This is a genomic window from Streptomyces sp. NPDC019443 (assembly GCF_044389785.1).
Taxonomy (GTDB): domain Bacteria; phylum Actinomycetota; class Actinomycetes; order Streptomycetales; family Streptomycetaceae; genus Streptomyces.
The window spans coordinates 177613-191963 of sequence record NZ_JBIRYJ010000005.1 but is presented as its reverse complement, the minus strand read 5'-3'; the positions used below and the strand labels follow the sequence as shown (position 1 = coordinate 191963).

The 14351-nt window shown below is 70.4% G+C and carries 11 protein-coding genes; 4 read left to right on the top strand and 7 right to left on the bottom strand.

Annotated elements, in window-relative coordinates:
* Positions 1 to 48: 48 nt before the first annotated feature.
* The 5 genes from ACH492_RS18190 to ACH492_RS18170 form a co-directional block, all read right to left on the bottom strand.
* Entirely contained in the window at positions 49 to 3189 is a 3141-nt protein-coding gene (locus ACH492_RS18190) for an efflux RND transporter permease subunit (RefSeq protein ID WP_398987679.1), read from the bottom strand.
* Between the two features lie 170 nt (positions 3190 to 3359).
* Complete coding sequence (locus tag ACH492_RS18185; protein WP_398987677.1) at positions 3360 to 4046, bottom strand: response regulator; 687 nt, start codon at positions 4044 to 4046, stop codon at positions 3360 to 3362.
* Entirely contained in the window at positions 4043 to 5272 is a 1230-nt protein-coding gene (locus tag ACH492_RS18180) for a sensor histidine kinase (RefSeq protein WP_398987675.1), read from the bottom strand. Before ACH492_RS18180 ends, ACH492_RS18185 begins: the two co-directional genes overlap by 4 nt.
* Before the next feature lie 131 nt (positions 5273 to 5403).
* Positions 5404 to 5682: a hypothetical protein gene (locus tag ACH492_RS18175; RefSeq protein ID WP_398987673.1), complete on the bottom strand. Its 279-nt coding sequence runs from the start codon at positions 5680 to 5682 to the stop codon at positions 5404 to 5406.
* 9 nt (positions 5683 to 5691) lie between these two features.
* Entirely contained in the window at positions 5692 to 6477 is a 786-nt protein-coding gene (locus ACH492_RS18170; RefSeq protein ID WP_398987671.1) for a PspA/IM30 family protein, read from the bottom strand.
* A gap of 304 nt (positions 6478 to 6781) precedes the next feature.
* Here ACH492_RS18170 and ACH492_RS18165 point away from each other — a divergent pair, with 304 nt between their 5' ends.
* From ACH492_RS18165 to ACH492_RS18150, 4 genes are all read left to right on the top strand, one after another.
* Entirely contained in the window at positions 6782 to 7378 is a 597-nt protein-coding gene (locus ACH492_RS18165; protein WP_398987670.1) for a DUF3043 domain-containing protein, read from the top strand.
* A gap of 53 nt (positions 7379 to 7431) precedes the next feature.
* Positions 7432 to 8166, top strand: a complete 735-nt coding sequence (locus ACH492_RS18160; protein WP_398988362.1) for a class I SAM-dependent methyltransferase — start codon at positions 7432 to 7434, stop codon at positions 8164 to 8166.
* Positions 8167 to 8357: 191 nt separating this feature from the next.
* Entirely contained in the window at positions 8358 to 10088 is a 1731-nt protein-coding gene (locus ACH492_RS18155) for an ABC transporter ATP-binding protein (protein WP_398988360.1), read from the top strand.
* A gap of 51 nt (positions 10089 to 10139) precedes the next feature.
* The gene (locus ACH492_RS18150) at positions 10140 to 11195 is read left to right on the top strand and encodes a S1C family serine protease (RefSeq protein WP_398987668.1); all 1056 of its coding nucleotides are present in this window, start codon (positions 10140 to 10142) and stop codon (positions 11193 to 11195) included.
* 419 nt (positions 11196 to 11614) lie between these two features.
* Here ACH492_RS18150 and ACH492_RS18145 read toward each other — a convergent pair whose 3' ends face one another.
* Positions 11615 to 13702, bottom strand: a complete 2088-nt coding sequence (locus ACH492_RS18145) for a bifunctional polysaccharide deacetylase/glycosyltransferase family 2 protein (RefSeq protein WP_398987666.1) — start codon at positions 13700 to 13702, stop codon at positions 11615 to 11617.
* Complete coding sequence (locus tag ACH492_RS18140) at positions 13699 to 14151, bottom strand: hypothetical protein (protein WP_398987664.1); 453 nt, start codon at positions 14149 to 14151, stop codon at positions 13699 to 13701. The genes ACH492_RS18145 and ACH492_RS18140 overlap by 4 nt, the downstream gene beginning before the upstream one ends.
* Between the last annotated feature and the right edge of the window lie 200 nt (positions 14152 to 14351).

Here is a 14351-nt window from a genome sequence, read left to right as displayed (position 1 = left end):
GGCCCGGGCCCCCGAAGGGGTCCGGGCCGGGTGGCGTCGGGTAAAGCGTTATGCGTTGGCCGGGGCCGGCTCCTCCGCGTCCTTCAGGGTCGCGGTGGGCTCACCTCCCGACTTCTTCAGGCGCTTCGCCGCCCTCTTCTTCGCGCGCCGCTCCTTCCGCAGCTCCACCATCGCGTACAGCGTCGGCACCAGCAGCAGCGTCAGCAGCGTCGAGGTGATCAGGCCGCCGATCACCACCACCGCCAGCGGCTTGGCGATGAAACCGCCCTCACCCGTGATGCCCAGTGCCATCGGGAGCAGCGCGAAGATCGTCGCGAGCGCCGTCATCAGGATCGGGCGCAGCCGGTGGCGGCCGCCCTCGATGACCGCTTCCACCACACCCAGGCCCTGCGAGCGGTACTGGTTGATCAGGTCGATCAGCACGATCGCATTGGTGACCACGATGCCGATGAGCATCAGCATGCCGATCATCGCCGGGACACCCATCGGGGTGCCGGTGGCGATCAGCAGCCCCAGCGCGCCGGTCGCGGCGAACGGGATCGAGACCAGCAGGATCAGCGGCTGGATCAGCGAGCGGAACGTCGCCACCAGCAGCATGAAGACGATCGCGATCGCCGCCAGCATCGCGAGCCCCAGCGAGGCGAACGCCTCGTCCTGGTCCTCCGAGACGCCGCCGATGGAGGCCGTCGCACCCTCCGGCAGGTCGAGGGAGTTCAGCTTGCTCTGCAGCGACGCGCTGACCGCGCCCGTGTTGTCGCCCGTCGGCTTCGCCGAGATCGTCGCGGCCCGCGAGCCGTCGATCCGTGTCATCGAGACCGGTCCCGGCGCCAGCTTCACGTCCGCGATGTCGCCGAGCTTCACCGGGCCCAGGGGCAGCGCCCGCAGCTCCGCCAGCGTCCGCGCCGGCTTCGCAGAGGTGATCACGACATCGCGCTCGGTGTCGTCCAGGATCGCCTTGCCCGACGGGGTGCCGCGCACTGCCTGGCCCACGGCCAGACCCAGCGTCGTCTCGTTGAAGCCCGCGTCCGCCGCCTTCGCGTTCGCCTTGACCGAGATCCGCGGGATGCTCTGCGCCAGGTCGCTCTGTACGTCGGTGACGTCGTCGAGCTTCGCCACCTCGGCCCGTACCGCCTCCGACGCCTTCTTCAGCGTGTCCGCGTCTGACGCCTTCACCACGACGCTCAGGTCCTGGCTGCCGAAGCCGTCGCCCGCCGCGATCGTCGTGTCGCCGATGCCGTCGAGCTTGCCGAGCTCCTCGTCGATGCGGTCACGGGTCTTCTCGTACGAAGCCGCGTCCTTCAGGGTCAGCTGGTACGACGCCTGGTTCGCGCCCGTACCGCCGCCGAAGGCCGCCATGAAGCCGGAGGAGCCGACGGTGACCTGGTAGTCCTTGATCTCGTCGAGGCCGTCGAGGACCTTCTCGACCTTCCGCGCGGAGGCGTCGGCCGCCTCCAGGCTGGTACCGGGGGCCAGCTCCTGCTTGACGGACATGACCTCCTGCTCGCCCTGGTCGAAGAAGTTGGTCTTGAGCAGCGGGGCCATGCCGAAGGTGCCGACCAGGATGACGATTGCGAGCGCGACGCTGGTCAGGCGGCGCCGGGTCGCGAAGCGCAGCACCGGGACGTACAGCCGCTGCAGCGGGCTGCGCGCCTCCTTCTCCTCCGCCTTGCGCCGGGCCTCGTCCGGGTCGATCCCCCGTACGGCCTTCGGCGCGCGCAGGAACCAGAACGACAGCACCGGCACCACGGTCAGCGACACCAGCAGCGAGGCCAGCAGGGCTGCCGTGACGGTCAGCGAGAAAGAGCCGAACAGCTCGCCGATCATGCCGCCGGTCAGGCCGATGGGCAGGAAGACGGCGACCGTGGTCAGGGTGGACGAGGTGACCGCGCCCGCGACCTCCTTCACCGCGGTGATGATCGCGCTCTGCCGCTCCTCGCCGTAGCCGAGGTGCCGCTTGATGTTCTCCAGGACCACGATCGAGTCGTCGACGACCCGGCCGATCGCGATGGTCAGGGCGCCCAGCGTGAGCATGTTGAGCGACAGGTCGCGGGTCCACAGCACGATCAGCGCGAGGACGACCGACAGCGGGATGGAGACCGCGGTGACGAGGGTGGAGCGGAGCGAGGCCAGGAAGACCAGGATCACGATCACCGCGAAGAGCAGGCCGAGCGCGCCCTCGGTGGTCAGACCGGAGATCGACTTGGAGACCGCCGGGCCCTGGTCGGAGACGACGGTCAGCTCGGCGCCGGAGCCCAGGTCCTTGCGCAGTCCGGGCAGCTTGTCCCGGACCGCGTCGGAGATGGCGACGGCGCTGCCGTCGTTGTCCATGGTGGCGAGGACGGCGAGGCTGGGCTTGCCGTTCGTACGCGTCAGGGAGACCGCGGTCGACGGCGTCTGCTTGACCGTCGCGACGTCACCGAGACGTACGGGCTTGCCGTCCGCGGGCGGCGTCGGCGCGATCCGCAGGTCCTCGATCTGCTTCAGCGTGGTGAAGCCGCCGCCGACCTGGACCGTGCGGCTCTTGCCGTCCTCGGCGAAGGAGCCGGCTGGCATGGTCGCGCCGCCCGCCTTCAGCGCCTCTGCGAGCGCCATGGTGTTCAGGCCGGCCGCCGCGAGCTTCTTGTCGTCGGGGGTGACGGAGACCTGCAAGTCCTGGACGCCGTCGATGGAGACCTGGCCGACGCCGTCGATGTCCTCGAGCGCCGGTACGACGGTGCGCTCCAGCTGGTCGGCGAGTGCCTGCTGGTCCTTGCCGGAGGTGACGGCGAGGACGACGGTCGGGATGTCGTCCGTCGAACCGGCGACGACCTGCGGGTCGACATCTGCGGGGAGCTGGGTGCGGGCCCGGTTCACGGCCTGCTGCACGTCGGCGACGAGCTGCTTGGTGCCGTCCCCGTACTCGAAGCTGGCCATGATCACGGCGTTGCCCTCGCTCGCCGTGGAGGTGATGCTCTTGATTCCGTCGACGGCCTTGAGCGTGCTCTCTAGCGGTTCGACGACCTGCTTCTCGACCACATCGGGAGACGCGCCCTGGTAGGGGGCGAGCACCGACACCATCGGGAGCTCGATGGAGGGCAGCAGCTGCTGCTTGAGCTGCGGGATGGCGATCGCTCCGAAAACGATCGCGACGATCGACATCAGACCGATCAAGGCCCGTTGCGACAGGCTGAATCTGGACAGCCAGGACATGGGGTCTCTCTTCTGTGGCTTTCGCGGCAGGAGGAACGTTGAGGGTATGGCGGGCACAGGCGACGGCCCCCCGCTTATACGATCAGCCATTCGAAGGGGCTCACCCCTCGACCGCAGGTCCAGTTCCTTATCTCGCGCATACCGCAGCTGGAGTACGCCGAGCCGCCGGCTCACTCCACCCTTGGGCGTACCAGGCCCGATTCGTACGCAATGACAACGAGTTGGGCGCGGTCGCGGGCGCCAAGTTTCGCCATCGCCCGGTTCACATGAGTCTTGACGGTCAGCGGGCTGACTTCGAGCCGCTCGGCGATCTCGTCGTTGGAGTGGCCGCCGGCGACCAGGACGAGGACTTCGCGCTCGCGCCCGGTGAGCGCGTCGAGCCGCTCGGAGTACGCCTGGGATTCCGGCCCGTCGTCCGAAGTGCCGCCCTGCGCAAGGAACTTGGCGATCAGGCCTTTGGTCGCGACCGGGGAGAGCAGCGCTTCGCCCGCCGCGGCGATACGGATGGCGTTGAGGAGCTCCTCCGGCTCGGCGCCCTTGCCGAGGAAGCCCGAGGCCCCGGCCCGCAGAGACTGCACCACGTACTCGTCCACCTCGAAGGTGGTGAGCATGACGACGCGTACCTGGGTGAGCTCCGGGTCCGCGCTGATCATGCGGGTCGCGGCGAGACCGTCCGTACCGGGCATCCGGATGTCCATCAGGACGACATCGGCCTTGGCCGAGCGGGCGAGGGCGACCGCTTCGGCGCCGTCCGCGGCCTCCCCGACCACCTCCATGTCGTGCTCGGAGTCCACCAGCACCCGGAACGCGCTGCGCAGCAGTGTCTGGTCGTCGGCGAGCAGCACCCTGATCGTCATCTGTCCTCCCCCGAACGGGCCTTGAGGGGAAGTATCGCCTGTACACGGAAACCGCCGCCGTAGCGGGGCCCCGCCGTGAGGGCGCCGCCGAGTGCGGTGACGCGCTCGCGCATGCCGAGCAGACCGTGGCCGCCGCCGTCCTTCGGCCCGTCCGCCTCCGCGCCGTTGTCCAGCACGGTGACCTCCAGGGTCGGGCCGACCCGGATCACACTCACCTCGGCCTTCGCGTCCGGGCCCGCGTGCTTCTGCACATTGGTCAGCGCCTCCTGGATGATCCGGTATGCGGCGAGGTCGACGGCGGCGGGCAGCCGGACACCGTCGTCGGCGCGGGCGACTTCGACCGGCAGACCGGCCTGCCGGAAGGTGATGACCAGCTCGTCGAGCACATCGAGGCCGGGAGCCGGTTCGGTGGGGGCCTCCGGGTCGCCGGACTGGCGGAGCAGGCCCACCGTGGCACGCAGTTCGTTCAGCGCGGAGCGGCTGGCCTCCCGTACATGCGCGAGGGCTTCCTTGGCCTGATCGGGACGTCTGTCCATGACATGGGCGGCGACGCCCGCCTGCACATTGACCAGGGCGATGTGGTGCGCGACGACGTCGTGGAGGTCGCGGGCGATCCGCAACCGCTCCTCGGCGACCCGGCGGCGGGCCTCCTCCTCTCGGGTGCGCTCGGCGCGCTCGGCCCGCTCCCGTATCGCGTCGACGAAGTCACGGCGGCTGCGTACGGCATCTCCCGCGGCCCCCGCCATGCCGGTCCAGGCGAAGATGCCGAGATTCTCCTGCGTGTACCAGGGGGTCGAGCCGAAGAACACCGCGGCGCCGGTCAGCACGGCCATGGTCAGCAGGCCGACCCGCCAGGTGGTGGGCCGGTCGGTGCGGGAGGCGACGGTGTAGAGCGCGATCACGGCGCTCATCGCGACCGGGGCGGCCGGATCGCCCGCGACCAGCTCGACGACGGAGACCGTGGTGGTGAACACGAGCACGGCCATCGGGTTGCGCCGGCGGAAGACGAGGGCGCCTGCGACCAGGACCATCAGCACCACACTGCGCAGTTCGGGGGTACGGCTCCCGAACTGCGGCCCGTGCGGTCCGTTCGGGTCGGCGAAGGAGCCGACGAGCATGCAGAGCAGTACCGCCACGGCCAGCGCGCCGTCGAACGCCAGCGGATGCGCACGGAGCCAGCGCTGGGTGCGGGCGAACCCGGTGGCAGTAAAGGTCACATCCAGCAACGGTACGGCGTGTCGCGACGGCCGTGTACTTCCCGGGTAGCGGCGTACTTCCCGGGGAGCGACGGACACACAGCGGCGCCCCGTTCCGGACCGGCCGGAGCGGGGCGCCGCTGTCTGTTGGAGTGGAAGCGTCAGCCAGGGATCAGGCCGTCGTCGCCGAGCAACTGCCGTACGTCCTCGAGAGTCGCGTCCGGAGCCGGGAGGATCAGCTCGGACGGCTCCAGGGAGTCGTCCGGCAGCGGCTCGCCGAGCTCGCGGACCTTCTCCAGGAGCGCGTGGAGGGTCTGCCGAAAGCCGGGGCCGTCGCTGCTCTCCATCTCGGCCAGCAGCTCGTCGTCCAGCTTGTTGAGCTCGCCGAAGTGGCTGTCCGCCAGCTTCAGCTGCCCCTCCCCCATGATCCGTACGATCATGACGAGTCCCTACTGCTTGTCGAACTTGTGCGGGGTGTTCTGCTGCGGAGCGGCGTCCTGCTGGTCGGTCGTGCCGCCTTCGATGGCCTGCTTCGAGGTCGAGCCACCCGCGAGCTCGGCCTTCATCCGCTGCAGTTCCAGCTCTACATCAGTACCACCGGAGATGCGGTCCAGCTCGGCGGCGATGTCGTCCTTGGCCATCCCGGACGGGTCGTCCAGGGCGCCGGAGGCGAGCAGCTCGTCGATCGCGCCGGCCCGGGCCTGCAGCTGGGCGGTCTTGTCCTCGGCCCGCTGGATCGCCAGGCCGACGTCGCCCATCTCCTCGGAGATTCCGGAGAATGCCTCGCCGATCCGGGTCTGGGCCTGGGCGGCGGTGTAGGTGGCCTTGATGGTCTCCTTCTTCGTACGGAAGGCGTCGACCTTGGCCTGCAGCCGCTGGGCGGCGAGAGTGAGCTTCTCCTCCTCGCCCTGCAGCGTCTGGTGCTGCGTCTCCAGGTCGGTGACCTGCTGCTGGAGCGCGGCACGGCGGGACAGCGCCTCGCGCGCCAGGTCCTCGCGGCCCAGCGCCAGTGCCTTGCGGCCCTGGTCCTCCAGCTTGGTCGACTGTCCCTGCAACTGGTTCAGCTGCAGCTCGAGCCGCTTACGGGAGGTCGCCACATCGGCGACTCCGCGGCGCACCTTCTGCAGCAGTTCCAGCTGCTTCTGGTACGAGTAATCGAGGGTCTCGCGCGGATCCTCGGCCCTGTCAAGGGCCTTATTTGCCTTCGCGCGGAAGATCATCCCCATACGCTTCATGACACCGCTCATGGGCTTCGCGCGCCCCCTTCTGACGGACTCAGCTTCAGCACTCCAACAGAACCCACAGTACGGGCCCTGCATCTATTACCGCACTGTTCGAGCGCGGATGCGCTCCTCCCCAAGGACGAGTGCCCAGGGATCCGATCCGGCGCAAGGAGTAGGTGGCCGTCAGGGAAACCTTGGGCAACGCCCGCTCTGTCCGGCTTCCGCCGGGCTTCTGTCCCCTACAGACGCTCGGTGTTGCGGGATCGTTCCCCACCGGCGTTGGGTCGACGCGTTCCACCCCGTACCCTTGGGCTTTGTGTTTGGTAGCCGTTCCAAGGAAGAGAAGTCCCCCACCGACAAGGTGCCGCTGGACCTCTCCAAGCAGCCCCGCGACCCCGAGGCCCCGAAGGGCCGCCCCACGCCCAAGCGGAGTGAGGCCCAGACCCAGCGCCGCCGTGCCTCCAGCGCGCCGGCCGACCGCAAGGAGGCGATGAAGCGCCAGCGGGAGGCCCGCCGCACGGATCTGGCCAGGCAGCGGGAGGCACTCGCCAGCGGTGACGAGCGCTATCTGCCGGCCCGTGACAAGGGACCGGTCCGCCGGTTCGTGCGCGACTTCGTCGACTCGCGCTTCTGCATCGCGGAGTTCTTCCTGCCGCTCGCGGTGGTGATCCTGGTCCTGAGCATGGTCCGGGTGGGCTCCCTGCAGAACATCGCTCTGCTGCTCTGGCTCGGCGTGATCGTCCTGATCATCGTCGACTCGGTCGGTCTGTCGATCAGGCTGAAGAAGCAGCTGAACGAGCGGTTCCCGGACGAGCCCAAGCGCGGCGCCGTCGCCTACGGCCTGATGCGTACGCTCCAGATGCGCCGACTGCGTCTGCCGAAGCCGCAGGTCAAGCGCGGAGAGCGGCCCTGAGCACGGTCGGTTTCGAGGGCGCTGCGGCCCGCTGGCTCGGTGGGCTCGGGGCGCTGCGCAACACCGTCCGCCAAGAGCTCGTCGCCCGTCAGCTCGATGAGCAGATAGCGGCCCGCTACCCCGTCGGGCAGCGGCTGCGGATCCTCGACGTCGGCATGGGCCAGGGCACCCAGGCGCTGCGCCTGGCGCGGGCCGGGCACACGGTGACCGGTCTGGAGTCCGATGCCGAGATGCTGAGGGCGGCCCGTGAGTCGCTCACCACCGAGCCGGCCGGGATCCGTGAACGGGTCCGGCTGATCGAGGGCGACGGCCGGGACACCGGGGTGCACTTCCTGCCCGGCAGCTTCGACGTGGTGCTCTGCCACGGGGTGCTGATGTATGTCCAGGAACCGGACGCGATGCTCGCGGGCCTGGCCAGGATGCTGGCGCCCGGGGGCCTGCTCTCCCTGCTCGTACGGAACGGGGACGCGCTGGCCATGCGGCCGGGGCTGGCCGGGGACTGGTCCGGGGCACTGACCGCCTTCGACTCGGGCACGTACACCAACCGGCTCGGGCTTGCGGTGCGGGCGGACCGGCTCGACGCGCTGACGGCGACGCTGGCGGGGATCGCGGCGCCGCTGCACGCCTGGTACGGGGTGCGGGTCTTCACCGACAACGTGCCGAACGACACCGAACTGCCCGCCGCCGACGAGCTGGAGCGGCTGCTGGCCGCGGAGGACCGGGCGGGGCGCACGGATCCGTACCGCCGGGTCGCGGCCCTGCTGCATCTGTGCGGCGTACGCGGCTGAGCCGATTCGGGCAACCGCTCAGGTGTTCAGGGGGTTTTCGCGTCTTCGCTGAGGTGACCACCGCAGAAACCGCCGCGAAAACCGCAGACACCACAGACGCCACACAGTCCGCAGAGACCACAGACACCGAAGAGCCCGCAGAGCCCGAAGAGCCCGCAGACGCCACTGGCGTCGAGAAGCCGCCCGTCAGACTGCCCGCCCGGGAGACCTGGCGGGCGCTGTACGCGCATTTCCGCCCGCACCGCTGGGTCGTCGCGCTCGGTGCCGCCCTGACCCTGGTCGGCACGGTCACCGGTCTTGCCCAGCCGCTCGCGGCCAAGACCCTGGTCGACCGGCTCGGCGACGATCAGTCCATCACCGGGATCCTGGCGCTGCTCACCGCGCTGGTGGTGCTCGGCACCGCGATCGAGGCGGTCGGCGCGTACATCCTGGAGCGCACCGCCGAGTCCGTGGTGCTGGCCGCCCGCCGCACCCTGATCGGGCGGCTGCTGCGGCTGCGGCTACCGGAGGTGGAGCGGACCCAGCCCGGCGATCTGATGTCCCGGGTCACCTCCGACACCACTCTGCTGCGTGCGGTGACCACCCAGTCGATCGTCTCGGCGGCGACCGGCGGGCTCGCCTTCGTCGCCACGATCGTGATGATGGGCCTGATGGACCCGGTGCTGCTCGGTGTGACGCTGGGCGTGATCGTGTTGATCGGCGGCTGTGTCGGGCTGCTGATGCCGAGGATCGCGCAGGCGACGCAGCGCTCGCAGGAGGCGGTCGGCGAGATCTCCACCGTGCTGGAGAGGGCCTTCGGGGCCTTCCGTACGGTCAAGGCGTCGGGGGCCGAGGAGCGCGAGACGGCGGTCGTGTCGAGGGCGGCGCGGGAGGCATGGCGGCACGGCATACGGTCCGCGAAGTGGCAGTCGGCGGCCTGGTCGTCGGTAGGTCTGGCCGTACAGGTGTCGTTCCTGGCGGTGCTGGGGATCGGCGGGGCTCGGGTCGCCTCCGGCGCGATCTCCGTATCCACGCTGGTGGCCTTCCTGCTCTTCCTCTTCTATCTGATCGACCCGGTGTCGAGGCTCGTGGAGGCGGCCTCGCAGTACCAGGTGGGCTCGGCGGCGATCGCGCGGATCGTGGAGGCGGAGCGGCTGGAGACGGAGACGCTGACGACTCCGCGGGGGGACGCGGGCACGGGTCCCGCGTCGGTGGTCTTCGAGGACGTCACCTTCCGCTACCGCGACGATCTTCCGTACGTCCATCACGGAGTCTCCTTCGAGGTTCCCGGCGCCGGGATGACGGCCTTCGTCGGCCCGTCCGGGGCCGGTAAGACGACCGTCTTCGGGCTGATCGAGCGGTTCTACGAGGCGAGTGGCGGACGGATCCTCGTCGACGGCAGGGACGTACGGGACTGGCCGCTGGCCGATCTGCGCGCCGCGATCGGCTATGTCGAGCAGGACGCCCCGGTGCTGGCGGGGACGGTGCGGGAGAACCTGGTCTTCGCCGCGCCGGACGCGAGCGAGGAACAGATCCGGGACGTGCTCGTACGGGCCAGGCTCGACGCGGTCGTGGAGCGGCTGCCGGACGGCCTGGAGACGGTGGTCGGGCACCGCGGCTCCAAACTCTCGGGCGGCGAGCGGCAGCGGGTCGCGATCGCCCGTGCGCTGCTGCGGCGGCCACGGCTGCTCCTCCTGGACGAGGCGACCTCGCAGCTGGACGCGGTCAATGAGATGGCGCTGCGCGATGTGGTCGCGGCGGTGGCCCGGGATGTGACGGTGCTGGTGGTGGCGCACCGGCTGTCGACGGTGACGCTGGCGGACCGGATCGTGGTGATGGACGCGGGGAAGGTACGGGCGGTGGGCACGCACGGCGAGCTGGTGGCGGCGGATCCGCTGTACGGGGAACTGGCGGCGACTCAGTTCCTGGCGTCGGCCCCCTGATCGGATGCGCAACGCAGGCCAGGCCCTGGGGGCGAAAGCGATACTCCGGACATGGATGCCTCCCTCGTACGACGTCATGTGCTGCTGCCGGTGACCGCGACGGTCTGCGCGGTCCTACTGGCCGTGGGCTGCACCGGCTCGTCGACGCCGGAGTCCTCGACGCGGGCGGTGGCGCCGGTGGCCGACAACGATCTGCAGAGCGACTACCAGACCGTGATCAGGAATGTGCTGCCGTCGGTCGTCCAGATCGAGGCGGGCAGCGGTCTGGGCTCGGGCATCGTCTACGACACGAAGGGCCATGTCGTCACCAACGCGCACGTGGTGGGCGCGGAGAAGTCCTTCCTGGTGACGGCGGCGACGGGTGAGCAGGCGATGACCGCGAAGCTGGTCTCCTCCTTCCCACAGCAGGACCTGGCCGTCATCAGGCTGGACAAGGTCCCCGAAGGGCTGAAGCCCGCGAGGTTCGGAGACTCCGCCAAGGTCGAGGTCGGCCATATCGTCCTGGCGATGGGCTCGCCCCTGGGCCTGTCCAGCAGCGTCACCCAGGGCATCGTCTCGGCGGTGGGCCGCACCGTGACGGACAGCCCGGAGGCCGGCGGCACGGGCGCGACGCTCGCCAACATGGTGCAGACGTCCGCGGCGATCAATCCGGGCAACAGTGGTGGGGCGCTGGCGAATCTGGACAGCGAGGTGATCGGGATTCCGACGCTGGCGGCGACGGATCCTGGGATGGAGGGCGCGCCGGCGCCGGGTATCGGTTTCGCCGCCCCCGCCTCGACGGTGAAGTCGATCGCGGACCAGATCATCAAGGACGGCAAGGTCACGGACTCGGGCCGGGCGGCGCTGGGCATCACGGCGCGGACGGTGCTGGACGACAACTACCAGCCGGCGGGGGTGGCGGTGGTGGAGGTCGCGAAGGGGGGCGCGGCGGAGAAGGCGGGGCTCCGGGCCGGGGACATCGTCACGAAACTGGGCTCCGTGGAGATCACAACGATCACGTCATTGGCGGAGGCGCTGGCGTCTTACAGCCCGGGGCAGAGGGTGGGGGTGACGTATCTGCGGGGCGGGGAGAGCGGGAGGGTGGAGGTGACGCTGGGGGAGATCTGAGGGGGCGCCGGGTCCGTGGTGGGCGCGCGAAGGATTTCCCCTACCCGCCCCTTCCCGAGACTGGGGCAGGCCCCAGACCTCGGGGCGGGGTGGGGGTACGTGGGGGCCGGCGCCCCCACACCCCGGGTAGCGGCAGCTTCGCGCCGCCACCACCAGCGGGACCGAGGCGCACACCCGCGCCACGCGCCCCCGGGAAACGGCAGCTTCGCGCCGCCGACGCCGGCGGGTGGCTGAGTCCAACGCCTCCGCCGCCCGCGTACAGCGGGACGGAGACCTGACTGGCGGCGGGCCGGGCCGGCCCGGCCCGGCCGGGCCGGGCCGGGCCGGAAGCGCCGTTCACCGGCCGAGCACGTCTCACGCCGATGAAACGCCGATACCCGCCACACCGGCTTCCATCAGCCGCACCGCCGGCAGGTACGTCAGACACTCATCGCACGACGGTCCTCCAGGACGTCCGTCGCCGACCCGCTGCGCTGCATTCGCTGCCACCGAAGGCGGTTACCCATCAGGGCCGTGACCACCGATTGAACGACGACCAGGTACATCAGCTGCCGGTAGACGAAGATCTGGAGCGGCAGGGTCCACAGCGGCTCGAACTTCTCGCGGTCCAGACGCAGCGCGTACAACGCGGTGAAGACCTGCACCGCGGTGAAGGCGAGCCAGACCGCCGCCGCCTGACCCGCGCCCCGGAACAGCAACCCGTACAGGGCGAAGACATCGACGAGCGGGGCGAGCAACGGCAGGACCGTCTGGAACATCAGCAGGTAGGTGAGGCCCCGGCGGCCGAGTTTGCCCCCGGCGCCGCGCTCCAGCAGCGCGCCGCGGTGCTTCCACATGGACTGCAAGGTGCCGTAGCACCAGCGGTACCGCTGCTTCCACAGCTGACGCACCGTCGAGGGGGCCTCGGTCCAGGCGATGGCCGACTCCTCGTAGACCACGCGCCAGCCGGCCCGGCACAGCGCCATGGTGAGGTCGGTGTCCTCGGCGAGGGTGTCCTCGCTGACCCCTCCGACGCCGCACACGGCCTCGCGGCGGAACGCTCCGATCGCGCCCGGAACGGTCGGCATGCACTCCATGACGTCGAACATGCGGCGGTCGAGGTTGAAACCGATGACATATTCGAGGTGCTGCCAGCGGCCGAGGACACCCTGCCGGTTGCCGACCTTGGTGTTGCCGCTGACCGCGCCGACGCGCGGGTCGGCGAGCGGCTGGATCAGATTGAAGATCGCGTCGGGCTCGAAGACCGTGTCGCCGTCGATCATGACGACGATGTCGAAGTGGGCCCAGGCGAGGCCGGTGTTGAGGGCGGCGGCCTTCCCGGAATTGGGCTGACGGACGACCATGACCCGGCGGTCGTCTATCGCCTCGGCGATCTCGAAGGTCCGGTCGGTGGAACCGTCATCGACAACGATGATCTGCACGGCACCGTGGGTGGAGGCGAGCAGCGAACGAACGGTCGCCTCGATGCCCGCTTCCTCGTTGTACGCGGGGACGATCACCGAGACCGGGTCGGTGAGGGGCGGAAAGCGCGGGGCGCCGCGACGTCGGGAGCGCTTGGCACGTACGCGTTTCACATGGACACGGGCGACGGTGAACAGCATCAGCAGCCGGGCCACGGTGATCCCACCGGCCACGAGCAGGAACCAGGTCATGCCGTCGGCGAAGGCCCGCGACGCCTGCTGTGCGCGGACGACGGCGGCGCCCTTCCACTCGGCGGCGGTGGAGACGGCGTAGGTGGTGCCCCGCAGCCCGAGACCGGCGCCGACGGTCGTGTACGTGACCCGGTCACCGCGGGTGGTGGTCAACAGCCGCTCGGTCTCCGTGACGGCGCCGGGCGAGCCGGTGAGCTGGCGTACGGCACCCCGGGCGGCGTCACGGCCGGACGAGTCGGCGGCGACGAGGACATAGCCGTCGGCGATGGCGCGCCGCGCCGCCTCGCCCATGTCGGCGCAGAGGGTGGCGACGTCAGTGGTGTGCGGAAGGCGCAGCAGATGGGTGCCGATGCCCGCTGTGCCGGCCAGGACGTTCTGGGTGAGGGCGAGCTCCAGTCGGGCACGGGGCTCGGAGAGGCCGGCGAGATTGGCGTCCGTGTAGGTGTGCGAGCCGATCTCGTGGCCGTCGTCCTTGATCCGGCGTACCAGATCGGGGTGGGCGGCGGCCTCGGTGCCGGTGAGAAAGAACGTGGCCTTGGCGTCGTGCCGCTTCAACAGGTCGAGAAGGCGCGGGGTCCAGGCCGGGTCGGGGCCGCCGTCGTAGGTGAGGGCGACGCTGCCGGAGGGCATCCGGGAGCCCGCGGCCTCTGAGGTTCTGGAGGCCTTGCGCAGGACGGGACCGTCGGCGAAGTCGGGCGCCGGGGTGGCCGGGCACCGGGTGGCGGGTGCGACGGTCGGGGCTATCTCGTGCCTCCCGTAGCCGCTGAAGAGCAGCGCGGTGGCGGCGACGGCCAGGGTGAGGCTCAGGAGCACCCAGTGGGCACGGGGGTCGCGGCGCAGGGCGTGCCGGGTCACTTCGGGCCCTTGCCGTCCGCAGCCGGGCTGCGCCGGGGGGCGTTGCCGGAGTTTCCGGGAGGAGCACTTGCCGTCGGAGCCGGCTCCGGCGCCGCGGTGGCGGTCGGGCCGTTTGCGTCGGTGCCGGGGTTTCCCGATGCGTCGGCACCCTTGGTGGCGGGGGCCGCGGAAGAGGCCGTGTCGGAGACCGGGTCCACTTCGGCCTCGTCGTCGGCGGCTTCCCGGGACTCGGCGGCGGTGGAAGGCGTCGGTTCGCCGGTGGGGGCCGGATCCTGCCCGCTCCGGCTCCAGGGCAGCGGACCGCCGGTCGGCCCGGCACCGAAGAGCCCGGTCAGAACAATGACAACAAAGCAGACGCACGCGGCACCTACGACAATGGACGCATACCTCACCAGGCGGCGCCGGCGCCCCGAGGCGTCGACGAATACCGCGTTCTTCTGTCGGGTCACAGCGGCGGATTCTATGGACTGTGGGGCTCCACTACGAAGCGGGGAGCCAAAACCGACATCCTGCCGCGCTGCGTGGAGACGGGCGGCCGGGTCTCCGCGGACCACTGATACGCCCCCTGGCCAGGTACGGGGCGACCCCCGATCCCCTTACGGGGCTGCCGCCTCGCGCCGCGAGGCTCTGCCCGGCACTTTCGCGCAGT

What these genes read in the sequence shown, in the direction of transcription:
- ACH492_RS18190 (WP_398987679.1), bottom strand. Translation starts at nt 3,189, where the DNA reads ATGTCCTGGCTGTCCAGATTCAGCCTGTCGCAACGGGCCTTGATCGGT.
- ACH492_RS18170 (WP_398987671.1), bottom strand. Translation starts at nt 6,477, where the DNA reads ATGAAGCGTATGGGGATGATCTTCCGCGCGAAGGCAAATAAGGCCCTT.
- ACH492_RS18185 (WP_398987677.1), bottom strand. Translation starts at nt 4,046, where the DNA reads ATGACGATCAGGGTGCTGCTCGCCGACGACCAGACACTGCTGCGCAGC.
- ACH492_RS18150 (WP_398987668.1), top strand. Translation starts at nt 10,140, where the DNA reads ATGGATGCCTCCCTCGTACGACGTCATGTGCTGCTGCCGGTGACCGCG.
- ACH492_RS18175 (WP_398987673.1), bottom strand. Translation starts at nt 5,682, where the DNA reads ATGATCGTACGGATCATGGGGGAGGGGCAGCTGAAGCTGGCGGACAGC.